Genomic DNA, 15,792 nt, shown 5'->3' with positions numbered 1-15,792 from the left:
CACGACCATCGCGCAGCCGTCAGTTTCCCCGGGAGGCACCATGGCACCCGTCACCGTCATCACCGGCGGCGGCCGGGGCATCGGCGCGGCCACCGCCCGTCGGCTCGCCGCCGCCGGTCACCACGTCGCCCTGTGCTACCGCCGCGACGAGGCCGCCGCCACCGCCGTCCTGACCGACCTGCGGGCCGCCGGCGCACAGGCCATCGCGGTACGCGCCGACACCACCGACCCCGAGCAGGTGCACGCCCTGTTCGACGCGGCCGCTCAACTCGGCCCGCTCACCGGCCTGGTCAACAACGCCGGCGTCACCAGCCTGATCGGGCCGTTCACCGAGCTGCGCGTCGAGGACCTGCGCCGGGTCGTCGACGTCAACCTCGTCGGCTACGTCCTCTGCGCCCAGCAGGGCGCCCGCCGGCTCACCGACGGCGGGGCGATCGTCAACGTCTCGTCGGCGGCCGCGACCCTCGGCAGCCCGGGGGAGTACGTGCACTACGCCGCCGTGAAGGCCGCCACCGACACCCTCACCGTCGGCCTGGCCAAGGAACTCGCCCCGAAGGGCATCCGGGTCAACGCCGTAGCCCCCGGCATCGTGCGCACCGACATCCACGCCGACTCCGGGGTGCCCGACCGCGCCGACTCCGCCGTCGGTCGCATCCCGCTGGGCCGCGCCGGCGAACCCGACGAGATCGCTGCCGCCATCGCCTGGCTGCTCGGCCCGGACGCCTCGTACGCCACCGGGACCGTGCTGCGCGTCTCCGGCGGTCTCTGACCACGCCTTCACCCGGTCGGAGACCGCCGGATCCGGCTCAGTGGGTGAAGAGCTTCGCCGCGGTGACGACGGTCTGGGCGACTCCGTAGCCGAGCAGCGCCGCCACCACCAACCAGGAGATCCACAACCGGGCCTGCTGCCCGGGTCGGCTGTCGTCACTCATCGCGTACCACTCCTCTGCGCCGTCGTGTCCTCGTCCACGTCCCGATCCGCGTTCTCATCCGCGCCCTGTTCCGGGTTCTGCTCCGCCGCCGGTTCGTGGTAGCGCTGCGGCACCGGCCGCACCAGCAGGTTCGCCACGAAGCCCACGGCCAGCACAGCCACCATCGTGAACAGCGCCGGCCGGTACGCCGCGGCGGTCAACGAGCCCGGCTCGCCCTGCGCGTCGAGGAACCCGTTGACGATCAGCGGACCGGCGATCCCCGCCGCCGACCAGGCGGTCAGCAGCCGACCGTGGATCGCGCCGACCTGGAAGGTGCCGAACAGGTCCCGCAGGTACGCCGGCACGGTCGCGAAGCCACCGCCGTAGAACGACAGGATCACGCAGGCCAGCAGCACGAACAGGGCCGTCGAGGTCTGCCCGACGAGCGCCAGCAGCGCGTAGAGCACCATGCCGACACCCAGGTACACCAGGTAGATCGGTTTGCGGCCGATGACGTCCGAGGTGGACGACCAGACGAACCGCCCGGCCATGTTGAACAGCGACAGCAGACCCACGAACCCGCCGGCCGCCGCGACGGTCACCGCCGAGGTGCCGTTGTCGCGGAAGAAGTCCTGGATCATCGGGCTGGCCTGCTCCAGGATGCCGATGCCGGCGGTCACGTTGCAGAACAGCACCACCCACAGCAGCCAGAACGAGCGGGTCTTCACCGCGTTCGCCGCCGACACGTTCGCCGTGGTGACCAGCGGCTTCGCTGCCACGCTGGCCGGGTCGAAGCCGGCCGGCCGCCAGCCCTGCGCCGGCACCCGCACGTTCGCCACCCCGAACATCATGATCACGAAGTAGCCCAGGCCGAGCGTCACGAACAGCCACACCAGGGCGCTGCCCGACGCCGTCGACCCCGCGTTGGCCGGGTCGTAGCCGGCGTCGTAGAACGACAACAGTTGCCGCGACAGGGGAGAGGCGACCATGGCCCCACCACCGAAGCCCATGATCGCCAACCCGGTGGCCAGCCCCGGCCGGTCCGGGAACCACTTGATCAGGGTGGAGACGGGGGAGATGTAGCCGATGCCCAGGCCGATGCCGCCGAGCAGCCCGTAGCCCAGATACAGCAGCCACAGCTGCTGCGTGGCGATGCCCAGCGAGCCGACCAGGAAACCCGCCGCCCAGAAACAGGCGGAGACGAACATGGCCTTACGCGGTCCGTTCGCCTCCACCCAGGTTCCGGCGACAGCGGCGGACAACCCGAGCATCACGATCGCGATGCTGAAGATCACCCCGATCGCGGTCTGGCTGGTGTCGAAGTGGGCGATCAGGGAGTTCTTGTAGACGCTTGTGGCGTAGACCTGACCGATGCAGAGGTGGATGGCCAACGCCGCCGGGGGGATGAGCCACCGGCTGTAGCCGGGCGGCGCGACGGTGTGCCGACGATCGAGTGCGGAAAGCATGCGCTGCTTCCTCTCCGATGAGGACGAGAAACGTCGCACCCAACGTGCCCCCACCACTCGTGGGCGGCAAACCTCACCGTCGCCGGACGGTCGTTCCGCTGAGCTGAGCGGTCAGTCAGCGTCCGCGCGGCGGCCCTGTGATCGACTCGGCTTCCGGGAAGTCGGTGCATCGCCGCGCCCCGGACACCGCGGCATGCCGGAAAACGAGTCGGTCCCGCCGCCGGCGGCGGCGGCTCAGGCCGCGACTAGCGCAGGTCCGGCAGGTGCCAACCGCCGGCCAGCGCGTCGGCGTCCGCCGGACCCCAGCTGCCCTTCTCGTACGACTGCACCGCCGTCGGCAGATCCAGGATCGGCTCGACGATGCGCCACTCCTGCTCAATCGTTTCGGCACGCGCGAAGCGCAGGTGCTGCCCGTCCATCGCGTCGTCGAGCAGCCGCTCGTACGCCTCCTGCCGGCGACCGAGAGCCGAGCCGAAGTCGACGGACAGATCCACCGGACGGCTCGCCACCTCCGCACCCGGGCTCTTCGCCTGGATCGACATCGTGATGCCGTCACCGCGCCCGAGGCGGAACCGCAGCAGGTTCGCGGCCCTCGCCGTGCCCCGCTCGGCGGGGATCAGCGAGCGCTGCGGCTGCTTGAACTCGACCACGACCTCGGTCGCCGTCCCCGGCAGGGACTTACCGGTGCGCAGGTAGAAGGGCACGCCCGCCCAGCGGGGTGAGTCGACAGTCAACCGGGTCGCCACGAACGTCTCCGTGTTCGAGTCGGCCGCCACGCCCGGCTCGTCGAGGTAGCCGGCGTACTGCCCCCGGACGGTGGACTCCGGCGACAGTGGCGCGATCTGCCGCAGCACCGCGGCCTCCGCCTCCCGGAACGCGGCGGTGTCCTCGCTGGCCGGCGCCTCCATCGCGATGAGCGCGACGACCTGCAGGATGTGGTTCTGCAGCACGTCCCGGGTCGCGCCCACCGTGTCGTAGAACCCGGCCCGGCCCTGGGTGCCGAAACCCTCAGCAAGGGTCACCTGGATGTTGTCGATGTGCTCGTTGTTCCACAGCGGCTCGAACAGCCGGTTGGCGAATCGGAAGGCGTAGAGGCTCTCGACGGCTTCCTTGCCGAGGTAGTGGTCGATGCGGAACACCCGCTCCGGCGCGAAGGCCGCGCCCAGGGTGCGTTCCAGCTCGCGGGAGGACTCCAGGTCACGCCCAAACGGCTTCTCCACGATCACCCGACCCCGGTCGGCCAGACCCACGGCTGCCAGGCCCTCGACGACGGAGCCGAACACCGCCGGAGGGATCGCCAGGTAGAAGACCGGCCGCTCGGCGTCACGCAGCCGCTCAGCCAGCCGCTGGTACGTCGTCGGGTCCGCGTAGTTGCCGGAGATCATCGAAAGGTTGCCCGCCAGCCGATCGAAGGTCTCGTCGTCGACCTCGTCATCGGCCTCGGTGACGGACTTGCGGGCCATGGTGACCAGTTGCTGATCATCCCAGCGGGAGCGGGCCACGCCGATCACCGGAACGTCGAGGCGGTCGCGCCGGGTCAACTCGTACAGCGCCGGAAACAGCTTCTTCGAGACGAGGTCTCCCGTGACGCCGAACAGCACTACCGCGTCTGAGCGCATGTGCATGGCACTTCCCATTCGATCATCCGAACCTGATCTTCCGAACGGACAACGGCACGACCCACTCCAGGAATTCCCCAGCGTGCGGCGTACGTGAGGTCGGCGACAACACTGTCTCGACGAGCCCTTATGTTAAGGAAGGTTTACAGTGCAGGCGAAACGCCGGTAGCCTGCGACTCTAATCGACGAAGGTCGATCATGACGAGGCCTGGAGGTACCGTGCGTCGCCGACACACCACCACACGGCTGCTGGCCATAGCCGCACTCGCGCTACCAGTCATCCTGCCCGCAACGCCCGCCGCCGCCGCGACACCCACCGCACCAGCCCGACACCTCAGCGACGTCATCCCCGCATCGGTCGAAACCCACCCCGACGCGCACAACACATTCCGGATCACCCCCCTGACCGTCATCCGCACCACCCCCGGCTCAGCCGCCGCCCGGCGCATCGGTCACCAACTCGCCACCACACTGCGCCCCGCCACCGGCCACCCCCTGCCCGTCCTACCCGTACGCTCCACCCCGCTACCCGAGATCGCCCTGCTCATCGGCGGCGCCGACGACCGCATCGGCCAACAGGGCTACCAACTCGACGTCACCCGCCGCGGCGTCACGATCCGCGCCAACACCCCCGCCGGGCTGTTCGCCGGCACCCAAACCCTGCGCCAACTGCTCCCCGCCGAGATCGAGGCACCCGACCGGCAGCGAACCACCTGGACAGTCCCCGGCGGACGAATCGTCGACTACCCACGCTTCGCCTACCGGGGCGCGATGCTCGACCTCGCACGCCACTTCCACACCGTCGACGACATCACCGCCTACGTGGACCTGCTCAGCCAGTACAAAATCAACTACCTGCACCTGCACCTGACCGACGACCAGGGCTGGCGCATCCAGATCGACTCCTGGCCCCGCCTCACCACCGTCGGTGGCGGACCCGGCACCGGAGTCGACGGCGTCGGCCCCGGATACCTCACCAAGGCCGACTACAAGGCCGTCGTCGCCTACGCCGCCGCACGACACATCACGATCATCCCCGAGATCGACATGCCCGGGCACACCAACGCCGCCCAGTCGACGTACCCCGAACTCAACTGCGACGGCGTCGCCCCGCCCCCGCGCACCGACATCGCGGTCGGCTACAGCTCCCTCTGCATCAACGACGAACTCACCTACCGCTTCGTCGAGGACGTCATCCGCGAACTCGCCGCCATCACACCCGGACCATTCCTGCACATCGGCGGCGACGAAGCCCACGCCACCACCGACGAGGACTACCGCACCTTCATGAACCGGGTCCTACCCCTGGTTGCGAAGTACGGCAAGCGCGCCTCCGGATGGAACGAGATCACCCAGGCCGACCCGTCCACCGACGTCGTCGCCCAGTTCTGGGGCACCGGCACCACCAACGCCAGCCTCGCCGCGGCCGCCGCCCGCGGCAGCAAGATCATCATGTCGCCGGCGAACAAGGCCTACCTGGACATGAAGTACGACGCCAACACCCGCCTCGGCCTGCGCTGGGCCGGCCTGATCGAGGTGTCCGACGCCTACGGCTGGGACCCCGCCACCCGGGTCACCGGCGTCGGCGAGAACGCCATCCTCGGAGTCGAGGCCCCACTGTGGTCCGAGACGCTGCGCACCCTGGACGACATCGAACACATGGCCTTCCCCCGCCTACCCGCGATCGCCGAACTCGGCTGGTCCACCACCGCCAGCCACGACTGGGAATCGTTCCGGACCCGGCTGGGGGAGCAGGCACCCCGCTGGCGACTGCAACAGGTCGACTTCTACCCGTCCCCGCAGGTGCCCTGGATCTGACCCGTACCCCCGGCGCACGCCGTTCGTGGGCACCGGCCGACCCGGCCGGTGCCCACGACCGTCAACGACCGCAGGCGGTGTCCAACACCTTCAGCGGCGGGTCGAGATCCGGCGCCTCAACCTCGGTGGCCTTCGGACCGGCCAAGTGCTTCTCCACCCCTACCGCCAAGGTCTCCAACGCGGTGCGCACCTGCGGATCGGCAGCGGTCGGCGCCGCCGTCCGCAGGTCCTGCAACAGCGCGGTGTAGCGGCCACGCACCTTCGCGCCCGCCTCCTTGGCGCTGACCGGCTTGTCGATGGCGGCGATCGCATCGTCGGCCATCGCGACGTAGTGCTTCTTGACAAAATCGAGACTGGCGTCGCAGACCTGCTTGCTGTTCGCCGCCACGTCGACGGTCGGGCTGGGTGCCGCGGTCACCGTCGGCGCGGCGGTCCCCGCGCTCTCCTTCTCGGCAGGCTGGCAGCCCACAACGAGGCCGACGGTCGCGACCAGGCCAACCACAATACGGACAGGCTTACTCGTCAAGGTGTTCCCCCGTGGTGATGTGCGGCCCCGCCGTTCGCGGTGAACGCGCGGCGACCAGAGCGCACCACTAGACACCCCGCGTCGATGTCGCACATCGCCTTCCCCGCCGCACGGGGACTTGTCCCTGCTCAACCTCGCCGGCGTGAGAGGTTGGAGCGCACCACCATCGCCACCACCTCCAGCGAGGACTTCCCAGATGAACCTGGCGTACGACCATTCACCAGAAACCGGACCAGCGGTGGTGTGCCTACCCATGTTCAGCATGAGCCGCACCGCCACGGCCGCCGCCTTCAGCCCCGCCCTCGCGGGCGCTGGCCTACGGGAGATCTACCTGGACCTGCCCGGCCACGGAGACACCCCCGCGAACTGCCCACCCACCTCCCAGTCGGTGCTGGACACCGTCTGCGCCTGGCTCGACCACCACATCGACGCGCCAGTCCTACTCGCAGGCGGCTCCTACGGCGCGTACCTGGCCGCCGGCATCGCACGCCAACGACCCGACCTCGTCGCCGGCCTGCTCCTCGTCTGTCCCGGTGTCACCATCACCCGCGACAGCCGGGACCTGCCCGACGAACCACCGCTCGAAGCGCCCACCGGCTGGCTCGACGCCGCTCCCGCCGCCCTGCACGCACACCTCGACGCCGCCCTGGGCCACCGCACCCCAACCGTCGTCGCGACGGCGCTCGCGGCACTGAACTCCGGCGGCCCCGGCGACCCGACCTTCCAACAGGAGTTGCAGAGCGGCCCCGACTACGCGCTACCCGACGAGAACGCCGAGGTCGTCTTCGACGGCCCGGTCAGCGTGATCACCGGCCGACAGGACCGGATCGTCGGGTACGCCGACCAGTTCCGCGCCATGCGCCACTATCCGCGCGGCACCTACACCGTGATCGACGCGGCCGGGCACTACCTGCCGTACGAACAACCCACCCTGCTGCGATCACTCACCCAGGACTGGCTGCGCCGTACGCGCGGCTGAGATGCGTCACCGGGGGAGCAGACCCCGCCAACGAGGTCACGAGGTTCGCTGGACCTCGAATCACACACCCGTGACCACGTGATCAGTAGCGTCTGACGCGTACCCGATCCGGGCGTGAGGTATCGGCGAGCTTGACGCTTCGCGCGAGGTGCACGGTCATGCGTTTTCCCTGCAGCGGAGTCAGGTCGAGTCCCGGCGCCGAATTCCAGATCCAGAGATGCTTGAGCTCTGCCAGTCCGGCGAGCGGAGTGAGATCGAACAAGTGTTCGCCGTCGCCGATGCCCAGCCAGCCAAGCTGGGATAGCCCGGCCAAGGGACTCAGGTCGGTGACGGGTGTCCCTTCAATCACCAACTCGGTCAGAGTGTCGATCGAGGCCAGCGCGGCCAGGTCAGTCAGCCAGGTGCAGCCGCCTAACGACAGGTACGTGACTTTGTTCAGTTGACCGAGCTTGACCGCCAGCTCATGGATCCCACCGGCAGGCTCCTCGCCGGCATAGAGCGACAGCTGCGTCAGGTTTCGCAGAGGATCGAGCATCGCCGGATCCCACAGCGGGGCTGGAATGAAGTTCAGGTATTTCAGCGCGGTGAGCTCAGCGAGAAGACTTCCGCTGACCTCCACTCCGCCCAAGGCGAGCCATTCCAACTGCGTCATATGGGTGAGGGCGGTGAGGTCTTGGTCGGGTGCAAGGCCCCACAAGGCCAGTTCGGTAAGTCTGGGCAGCCTTTGCAGCGATGAGAGATTCAACCGTTGCTGATCGGCGTCCAGCCAAACAATGCTCAGGTCGAGATTCTTGGCCAGATGCTCAAGGTCGCCGTCGATCCCGTTTGCGGTTAGGTGAACTTCGGCCAGATGCGGCACGTCCGACAGCTGGGCAAGGTCAAACTTCTGGTCGCTGCGAATGACCGTTCTGGCAAGGTGGCGCAGCCGGGGCAGCGCGGGGAGCAGGGCTGCACTGCGGATCGTCGCCTTGCCGGCGTCGAGAGGTGCGTCAGCGAGGACCTGGTCGGCATAGTCGCTGGGGTCGAAGTACTCCCACGCCGTGATGAGCTGTTGCTGGACGCGAGATCGGGGGTCGGTGCCGTAGCGGGCGAGGGTGGTAAGCGCGTTGGGCCCGTTGACCAGAGCCACGGCCCTGACCGTGGCCGCGGCTTGGGCCTCAGTCAACGTGCTGAGATCGGCGGGCAGTTCGGCGAGCAGTGGTTCTCCGACAGCCGCCAGGGACCGGGCTTCGGCTACGGACCGGGGTAGCAGCTCGCGCAGGTGTGAGCGGATCTGGGTAAGGATCTCCGGCTCGACCGCGGGCGCGGTTTCCAGGCATGCCGCGGCGAGCAGCCGCAACCTTCGGGCCTGCTTCGGTCGCTCGCCGGCGAGCGTGAGCAGGCCGGTGAGGAGTTGCATGCGGACAGGTGCGTTGGCGTGGCCGGCGGCCAGGATGATGGTTTCGCGCCAGGTGTCGAGATGGGCGTGTTCGAGTAGGGCACCGGTGTGTCCTTGGTCGGCGGCTTCACGGGCAGCCAGGTACTCCTGAAAGGTGCGGTGGACGAAGTCGATGCGGTCGGGCACCGGCTCACGCAGGACCCCGCTGCGTTGGATCATGTGCTCGAGCACGGCGGCGACGGGGGCGCTGATGTGCCGGATCCCGGCCAGCCGATGGCCGAAGCGCTGTGTCGCTTCGGCGCGGGTGAGTTCGGTGCGGCTGTTCTGGGTCATCCACCAGGCAACCTCCTGCAATAGCTGCGCCTGGTCGCGGCTGGTCAGTTCCGGTAGCGCGGTGGGGACGCCGCGTTGAGAGTCGCGGCGGTGCAGCAGCATGTCGATGGCGGCCTGGTAGATGTCCATCCGGTTGCGGGGCAGGTTGCTGTCCCGGTCCAGGTTCAGCGCGCACAGCATCGCGCAGAGCAGCGGGCTGCCTGCGAGATTCTGCAGGTGGGCGCTGCCGTCGAGTTGGGCGAGCAGCCGTTGTTCGTAGCCGGGCAACAGATGGGGTTCGCACGGCAGGTCGGCGGCGCGGCGAACGGCTTCGTGCCAGTGCCGGATCAGCGCCTTGACGTCGGCCGGTCCCATCCGCTCCAGAAACACCGAGGTGAAACCTTCGGTGTCCAGCCAGCGGGCGGACGCCGCAGCCGGCCTGGAGGTAACCACGACCCGCAGGTCGGGATAGGCGGACAGGAGGCCGTGCAGCCAGTCGCGGACCGTCCGCCGTTGGCCTTCGGGCACCTCGTCGACGCCGTCGACCAACAGGATCGCCCCGGTGCCGAGTTGGCGGTGCACCCAGCCGGGGGGCATCAGCCCGGCGATCGTGGCGGCGATCAGGTCGAGGAACCGTTGCGGGGGAGGCATCGGCTGGGCGACGTGGTCACGCAGCCGGATCAGGAACGGGGTACGCCCATTCCAGCTGGCGAGTTCTCCGGTGAACCCGTGCCGGGCCGCGGTGACCGCGATCCACTGCATCAGAGTGGTCTTGCCGGAGCCGGCGTCACCACGGAGCAAGACCCGCGCCGCATCGCCAAGGGCCTGCTCGGCCCGCACCGAGGCGCTGTCACCACCCCGGTCGGAGCGCAGCAGGCCGGGATCCCAGCGGAACCCACCGCGGCGCAGGCTACGGGTGGTGCCGCCGGTGACAGCCAGGCTGATGTACGCGATGCTCAGCGGGGTACGCAACCGGTAGCGGTGCACGTCGACGCCGAACAGTTCCAGATGATCCAGCACGGTGAGCAGATGGGACAGGTACCGGGTCCGGAACTGGGCGTCATGACTGGTTCCGGCAGGGGCGTCCAGGCTGGTCACCGGTAGCCGGGCCAGGACCTGCGTCAGGCTGTCGGCCACCGCGGACAGCCGTTCCAGGGTCTGCGCAGTGGCGCGGCCCTGGAACGGGGGGAGTTGCACGACCAACTGGGTCAGGCAGGTGCAGCACTCGTCGAGGACCCTGCCGTACAGGTGAGCTGCCGCCTCGCTCAGGCCCGCCCGCGCGGGAACGTCGGGCAGTTGCCGGCGCAGCCGGGTGGCCATCAACGCGGGGTCGACATCGTCGGCGAACACTGCGGCGTCGGACAGGTCCGCGTCGCGCAGCGTGTCGGCCACCGCGTTCAGAGCGGCGGCGATCTCGTTGTCGGGCAGCGCCGGCTCCCGGCGGCGCACCAGCGGCTGCAGGCGTTCGTAGACGGTGTCGGCGATGTCGTCCAACCGCCGGCCCGCCCGGCGCAGGCCGAGGTCATCGGTGATCCCAGAGCCGATCAGCTTGATGAGCGGCGTCTCACGTTCCCGTTGTTCCCGGCGGCGTCCCAGCCATCGTTTCACCGCCGGTGTCACCACCGAGCTGGCCAGGCGCAGCAACGCCGTCTCGACCATCCCCACGCCGCGTCTCCTCCTGGTCTGCTGTGAGGTCTGACTGGTGCGCGTGCCAACAGCTCACGGAACGCCGGCTCCAGGGTCCGAGACAGCGACCACTGATGAAGCTACGTCGTGCAGAGATTCATGGCTGTCCACTGTCCAGCCGTTCTTACGGCGATTCGATAATGCACATTATGTAAAGTAGCGCGTTCTGGGGGTCCCCTCGTCGTTCATCCCGACGGGGCTCAGTCGCGCGTCAGGCCCGGCGGACACGCGTCCTCGTCCGGCCCGACGAGACGCGCGTTGACCAGCGGGTTGCGTCGCAGGGCCGCGAGCACCGCACCGCTGGCGCCGATGTCGGTCCAGGTGTCGTCCCACAGGGCGGAGACGAGCCAGGCGCGATCCGCCGGAAAGAACAGGTCGGGCAGCGCCCCGTCGCCGCCGCGCATGTGACCGACGCGCCAGGTGAGAGCCTGCTCCGGCCCGGCCTCGACCAACACGTAGGACCAGTCCCCGTAGAGGGACACCCTCGGGGCGTGCGGGAAGACGACGTCGTGGGCGCCGGTGTCGAGGAAGCCCAGCCACCAGGGCTGATCCGGCGTGCACGCCACCAGTTCGTCGATCACGGCGCGTTCGTGGGCGTCGAAACCGACCCCGGCGGGCGGGTGGAAGGTGCCGTACGCCTCGAACACCGGCGGGATCGCCGTGGTGACCGACAGACCCTGCGTGGTGCGCCCGGCGAGCCAGGCGACGTCGCCGGCCGTGCCGATCCGCCAGGTCCGCCCGTCCTTGCTGACGTCCATGGGCTCCGTCCGGGTCGTTGCGTCTTGCGTGTCGAGACCGACGGCGGTAGGCGACGCGTGTGGAGCCCACCCGGCTCGGCCAGCGGCCCGCCACTGGTGCCCCTCGGAGCAGACCAGATCTGTCGGACCGTCGGGGTCCCGGTACACGACGGGCGTGCCGCGTCGACCACAGGTGGGACAGATGGCGGCGAGCGACGTCATGCCGCGCACGATACGTGCTTCGCCACCGACTCCAGCCGTGCTCGCGGCGGTCCGGGATGAGGCCTCTCTCCCCCTCGTCCATCCACTTCCCGGACACGTGAAAATCATGCATAATATCCCTTATGCATGACAAACAGGACGAATCGCTCGCGGTGCTGATCGAGGAGTTCCTGACCGCGCGCGCTACCCGTAAGCCCTCCCCGCACACCCTGGCCGCGTACCGCAGGGATCTGCGCACGGTGGCCTCCCTGGTGGCGGAAGATGCCACCCCTCCCCTACCCCTGGACGCGCTGTCGATCACCGACCTCTCCCCCCGGGTGATGCGCGCGGCCTTCGCGCGGTTCGCCGCCCCCCGGGCGCCCGCGTCGGTGCATCGGGCCTGGTCCACCTGGAACAACTTCTTCACGTTCCTGGTGGCTGACGGGTTCGTGGCGGGCAACCCGATGCCGGCGGTCGGACGGCCTCGGGCGCTACTCCCTCAGCCGAAGCCGCTGCGCGGCGCGGACACCCCCGAGGTGCTGCTCGCGTCCGCCGCGCGGGACGATGGTCGGCAACGCGACCCGTGGCCGGAGCGCGACGTGGCGGTCTTGGCGGTGGCGCTCTGCGCCGGGCTGCGCCTGTCGGAGCTGCTGGCGTTGCGCGTCGACTCGCTCGGCGGTCGGCCCGGTGAGCGGCGGGTCGAGGTGGCGGGCAAGGGTGGGCGGCCTCGGGTGGTGCCGATCGAGGCGGATCTGGACCGGGTGCTGCGGGACTACCTGGACAGTCGGGTGCGGCGCTTCGGTTCGCGGTCGGTACGCCCCGACTCGCCGTTTCTGGTGGATCGGCGTGGTGAGCCGTTGCGCCGTGGTGGCCTGCAGTATCTCGTCGAGTCGTGTTACCGGCGGGCCGGCATCGGTGACCGGGTGCCGCGTGGTGCGCGGCTGCACGCGCTGCGGCACACCTTCGCGACCCGGTTGGCGGAGGACGGTGCGAGCGCGGCGGAGATCATGCGGTTGTTGGGGCACGCGTCGTTGGCGTCGTCGCAGACGTACATCGAGGTGACGGCCGGGCAGCAGCGCGACGCGGTCCGCGCCAACCGGACCAACCGCGCGCTGGCGGGTCTGGTGCCGCCCGGGTGAGGGTGGTCAGTGTGCGCGGTGGCCGGTGCCGTCGGCGGTGACGGGCAGTGGGCCGAGGACGGCGTCGATGATGTGGATGCGGGCGTTGGTGGCCTGGTAGTCGGCGCAGACCGTGTCGGCGCGGTCGCCGAGGCGGGCGGTGGGCCCGGTGCGGGCGACGGTGACGGTGACGCCGTCGAGGGTGGTGGCGGTGCCGGCGGTGGTGAGGTCGGCGATCGGGTGGGCTCCGGTGATGAGGTGGGCTTTCAGCAGGGTGCGGAGCTGGTCGGTGTGGTGGGTCATGAGGTCGTCCCAGTTGTCCTCGGAGAACGTGGCGGCGAAGGCGTCGTCGGAGGGCGCCAGGACGGTGACGCCGTCGCCGGCGGGCAGGTCGGTGAGGACGCCGCTGGTGCGTACTGCCGCTTCGAATGTGGTGAGGGTGGGGATCCAGCGCAGCGCCTGGTCGACGGGTTGACCGGCGAGGAAGCTCGGGTTGCCGGGGTCGGTGCCGGTGGGCAGGGCGGCGCAGAGTGGCCCGGTGGGCTGGGGTGCGGTGCTCGCGGGCGCGGCGTCCGTGCGGGGAGCCGCGGGGCTGCCGGTGCAGGCGGCCAGGAGCAGGGTCGGCAGGAGCAGGCCGAGCGTCGGTCGGACGCGCCGAGCGCCGTGCGGTCCGCGGAATCGTCGAGGGTGTCGCGGTCGGGTGGTGGGGTGCGACACGGCGGCCTCCACGGGTGCGGGGGTGGGTGGTGAGGTGCCGGCGGCGCGGGTGTCGGGCCCGCGCCGCCGGCGTGATGGGTCGCTAGGTGTCGGTCACAGTGCCGCGCACTGGGTGGTGCGGGGGCCGTGGACGGTGTTGGCGATGCCGAGGTTGTGCGGGGTGGGGTTGTTGGCGGTGCAGTTGAGTGGGCCGCGGATGGTGGTGCCGGCCAGCACTGGTGCGTCGGTGCCGGTGGTGTTGCCGGACAGGTCGACGGGGCCGGCGATGGTGGCGTCGATGATGGAGATCGTGTCGGTGGTGGCGATGCGGACCGGGCCGTTGATGGTGCTGTCGGCGAGGAGGATGCCGGTTGCGCCGGTGGCGGTGAGTGGGCCACTGATGGTCGTTGCTGTCGTGACGAGTGCCGCGCCGGCCCGGACGGTGACCGGGCCGTTGATGGTGGCGTCGTCGGCGCAGGTGAAGCCGGTGACGGCCAGGGGTCCGTTGCGGCGGCCGGTGAGGCTGGGATAGACGCGTTCGCCGTCGGTCAGCTTCTCCACGCCCTTGCCGTCGAGGAGAAGGGGGATGAGGCCGCGTTCGGGTTGGTTGAGGGGGACGTAGTGGTCGTCGCCGATCGTGATGACCTTCCAGCCGTGGGCGGCGATGCGCTGGGCGACGGTGGTGCCGACTCCCCCGGGGCCGTCGGTGCGGGCGCCGTTGTACTGCGCGTCGGTGAGTTTGTAGGCGCAGGGCGGGCTGTCGAGGATCAGGTCGGCGGGGGGCGCGTCGAGTGGTGGTGGGCTGTCGCCGGGGTGCGGTGCCGGGTGGGCGGGGATGGGGCGGGAGCCGCGGAAGACCAGCCGGCCGGTGTTGGCGGCTTGGGATTCGATGGCTTCGCTGCGGGCCTTCAGGATGTCGGCGCGGTCTGCGCGGTGGTAGTCGAGGAACTGGTGGAACGTCCACAGGGCGGAGTAGGTCTTGCGGCGTCGGTTGTTGGTGGTGTTGCCCTCGTCGGGGCGGGTCTGGCCGCCGGAGCTGCGCAGTTCCAGCAGGGAGTTGGTGACGTTCTTGAGCCCGAGGGTGTTGCGCAGGATGGTTTCCTCGCTGAGGCCGACGTTGCCGCCGCCTTCGCAGCCGTAGGGGCAGGCCCACCAGCCGGCTTCGGCGCCCTTGGCGTACATGTGGCCTTCGATCATGTCCTGGGACTGGTCGAAGATGGGTTGGGCGACGTTCTGGTGCCGTGGGGGCAGCATCGGCAGGTCGCCGGCGCGGGAGTTGCCGAACTCGTGGCCGTCGTAGCCGGCGACGGGTCGGTAGTCGCGGACCATTTTGATGTACGCGGTGGTCTCGGGTTGGCGGATCAGGGAGTAGTCGCGGTTGAGGTCCTGGCCGGTGGAGTTGCCGCGGGTGTTGTTGGCGCGGCCGTCTCCGTTGATGGTGGGGACGATCAGGACGGTGGTGTGGCTGAGCAGGTCGGTGATGCGGGGGTCGGTGCTGAAGGCGAGTTGGCGGGCCATGATGAGGCAGGCTTCGCGGTCGCCGGGTTCGTTGCCGTGCACGTTGCAGTTGATGGCCACGGGTGCGGTGGCGGCGACGGCTTCCGGGGTGGCCGCTGGGGTGGGGTGGCCGATGACCATCATGTTGATGGGTCGGTTCTGCACGGTGCGGCCGAGTTCGACGACGCGTACGCGGTCGCTGAGGGCGTCGATGGCGGCGGTGTAGGCGTACTCGTCGGTGTCGCTGGTGTACTGCGCGGCGTGGGTGGTCTCCCAGCCGGTGCGCAGTTGCTCGCCGGGGGTCGTGGGGTTGCCCCAGGGTGCGGTGGTGGTGGCGGTGACCGGGTCGGAGTAGGGCTGTTCGGTGGTGCCGGTGCGGGCGCGTACGCGCCATTGGAAGGTGTCGCCGGGGTTGTAGCCGGCGTCGGCGAAGGTGGGTGCCTGTTGGTTGATCTGGCGGTTGGGCCGCCAGATGCCGACGATGGTGGGTGCGCCGGTGGGGGTGTTGTCGGCGTCGACGGGGGTGCGTTCGATCTGGTAGTCGGTGGCGCCGTCGACGGGTTGCCAGGCGAGGGTGGTGTATCCGTCGGCCTGGTGGGCGGTGAGGGCGGTGACCTGGTCGGGTGGTGCGGCGCGTTGGGCGCTGGCGGGGATGGGTGCGGTGGTGAGGGTGACGGCGATGAGGGTGGACACGGCGATGAGGGTGGGTCGCTGGCGTCTCATGTGGCCTCCGACGGGTTGATCGTGGCACGTGTCGACCAGCATGATCGTCGAAGTCCGTCGATGCAATGATCTTGAGCGAATCTTGCGACTTGGCGGTCCGCTCCCCTGCCGACCCTTGATCGACT

At 69.7% G+C, this 15,792-nt stretch carries 12 protein-coding genes; 4 read left to right on the top strand and 8 right to left on the bottom strand.

The annotated features are described in order from the left end of the window. Positions 1-40 precede the first annotated feature (40 nt). On the top strand, positions 41-769 hold the full coding sequence (locus tag ACIA47_RS00275) for an SDR family oxidoreductase (protein ID WP_203120445.1): 729 nt from the start codon (positions 41-43) through the stop codon (positions 767-769). A 37-nt stretch (positions 770-806) separates the two neighbouring features. Here ACIA47_RS00275 and ACIA47_RS00270 read toward each other — a convergent pair whose 3' ends face one another. The 3 genes from ACIA47_RS00270 to zwf all read right to left on the bottom strand — a co-directional run bounded on the left by ACIA47_RS00270 (position 807) and on the right by zwf (position 4,002). After that, the gene (locus ACIA47_RS00270) at positions 807-932 is read right to left on the bottom strand and encodes a hypothetical protein (protein WP_396704124.1); all 126 of its coding nucleotides are present in this window, start codon (positions 930-932) and stop codon (positions 807-809) included. Further along, positions 929-2,377 (bottom strand): OFA family MFS transporter, encoded by a 1,449-nt coding sequence (locus tag ACIA47_RS00265; protein ID WP_396704122.1) that lies wholly within the window; start codon positions 2,375-2,377, stop codon positions 929-931. Before ACIA47_RS00265 ends, ACIA47_RS00270 begins: the two co-directional genes overlap by 4 nt. Positions 2,378-2,622: 245 nt before the next feature. Then, a complete protein-coding gene (gene zwf, locus ACIA47_RS00260) occupies positions 2,623-4,002 on the bottom strand; it encodes a glucose-6-phosphate dehydrogenase (protein ID WP_396704120.1) in 1,380 nt (459 codons plus the stop codon). A 213-nt stretch (positions 4,003-4,215) separates the two neighbouring features. Between zwf and ACIA47_RS00255 the strand changes: the two genes are divergently transcribed. After that, positions 4,216-5,814 carry a beta-N-acetylhexosaminidase gene (locus ACIA47_RS00255; RefSeq protein ID WP_396704118.1) on the top strand — a complete coding sequence of 533 codons (1,599 nt, stop codon included), beginning with the start codon at positions 4,216-4,218 and terminating at the stop codon, positions 5,812-5,814. A 61-nt stretch (positions 5,815-5,875) separates the two neighbouring features. Here the strand turns inward: ACIA47_RS00255 and ACIA47_RS00250 are convergent, their stop codons facing one another. Then, positions 5,876-6,316 (bottom strand): hypothetical protein, encoded by a 441-nt coding sequence (locus ACIA47_RS00250; protein WP_396704116.1) that lies wholly within the window; start codon positions 6,314-6,316, stop codon positions 5,876-5,878. A 220-nt stretch (positions 6,317-6,536) separates the two neighbouring features. On the opposite strand from ACIA47_RS00250, the gene ACIA47_RS00245 reads away from it, so the two are divergent. Next, entirely contained in the window at positions 6,537-7,319 is a 783-nt protein-coding gene (locus ACIA47_RS00245; protein WP_396704114.1) for an alpha/beta fold hydrolase, read from the top strand. A gap of 82 nt (positions 7,320-7,401) precedes the next feature. Here the strand turns inward: ACIA47_RS00245 and ACIA47_RS00240 are convergent, their stop codons facing one another. After that, positions 7,402-10,668, bottom strand: coding sequence for an NACHT domain-containing protein (locus ACIA47_RS00240; protein ID WP_396705306.1), 3,267 nt, complete (start codon positions 10,666-10,668; stop codon positions 7,402-7,404). Positions 10,669-10,895: 227 nt separating this feature from the next. Then, positions 10,896-11,453 carry a hypothetical protein gene (locus ACIA47_RS00235; RefSeq protein ID WP_396704112.1) on the bottom strand — a complete coding sequence of 186 codons (558 nt, stop codon included), beginning with the start codon at positions 11,451-11,453 and terminating at the stop codon, positions 10,896-10,898. A gap of 323 nt (positions 11,454-11,776) precedes the next feature. Between ACIA47_RS00235 and ACIA47_RS00230 the strand changes: the two genes are divergently transcribed. Beyond that, complete coding sequence (locus tag ACIA47_RS00230; RefSeq protein WP_396704110.1) at positions 11,777-12,772, top strand: tyrosine-type recombinase/integrase; 996 nt, start codon at positions 11,777-11,779, stop codon at positions 12,770-12,772. Positions 12,773-12,778: 6 nt separating this feature from the next. Here the strand turns inward: ACIA47_RS00230 and ACIA47_RS00225 are convergent, their stop codons facing one another. Continuing rightward, entirely contained in the window at positions 12,779-13,468 is a 690-nt protein-coding gene (locus ACIA47_RS00225; RefSeq protein WP_396704108.1) for a fasciclin domain-containing protein, read from the bottom strand. 93 nt (positions 13,469-13,561) lie between these two features. Then, positions 13,562-15,667, bottom strand: a complete 2,106-nt coding sequence (locus ACIA47_RS00220; RefSeq protein ID WP_396704106.1) for a M14 family zinc carboxypeptidase — start codon at positions 15,665-15,667, stop codon at positions 13,562-13,564. Positions 15,668-15,792 lie beyond the last annotated feature (125 nt).

The organism is Micromonospora sp. NPDC051227 (genome assembly GCF_044455385.1).
GTDB lineage: Bacteria > Actinomycetota > Actinomycetes > Mycobacteriales > Micromonosporaceae > Micromonospora.
This window is presented reverse-complemented; position numbering and strand designations above follow the sequence as displayed.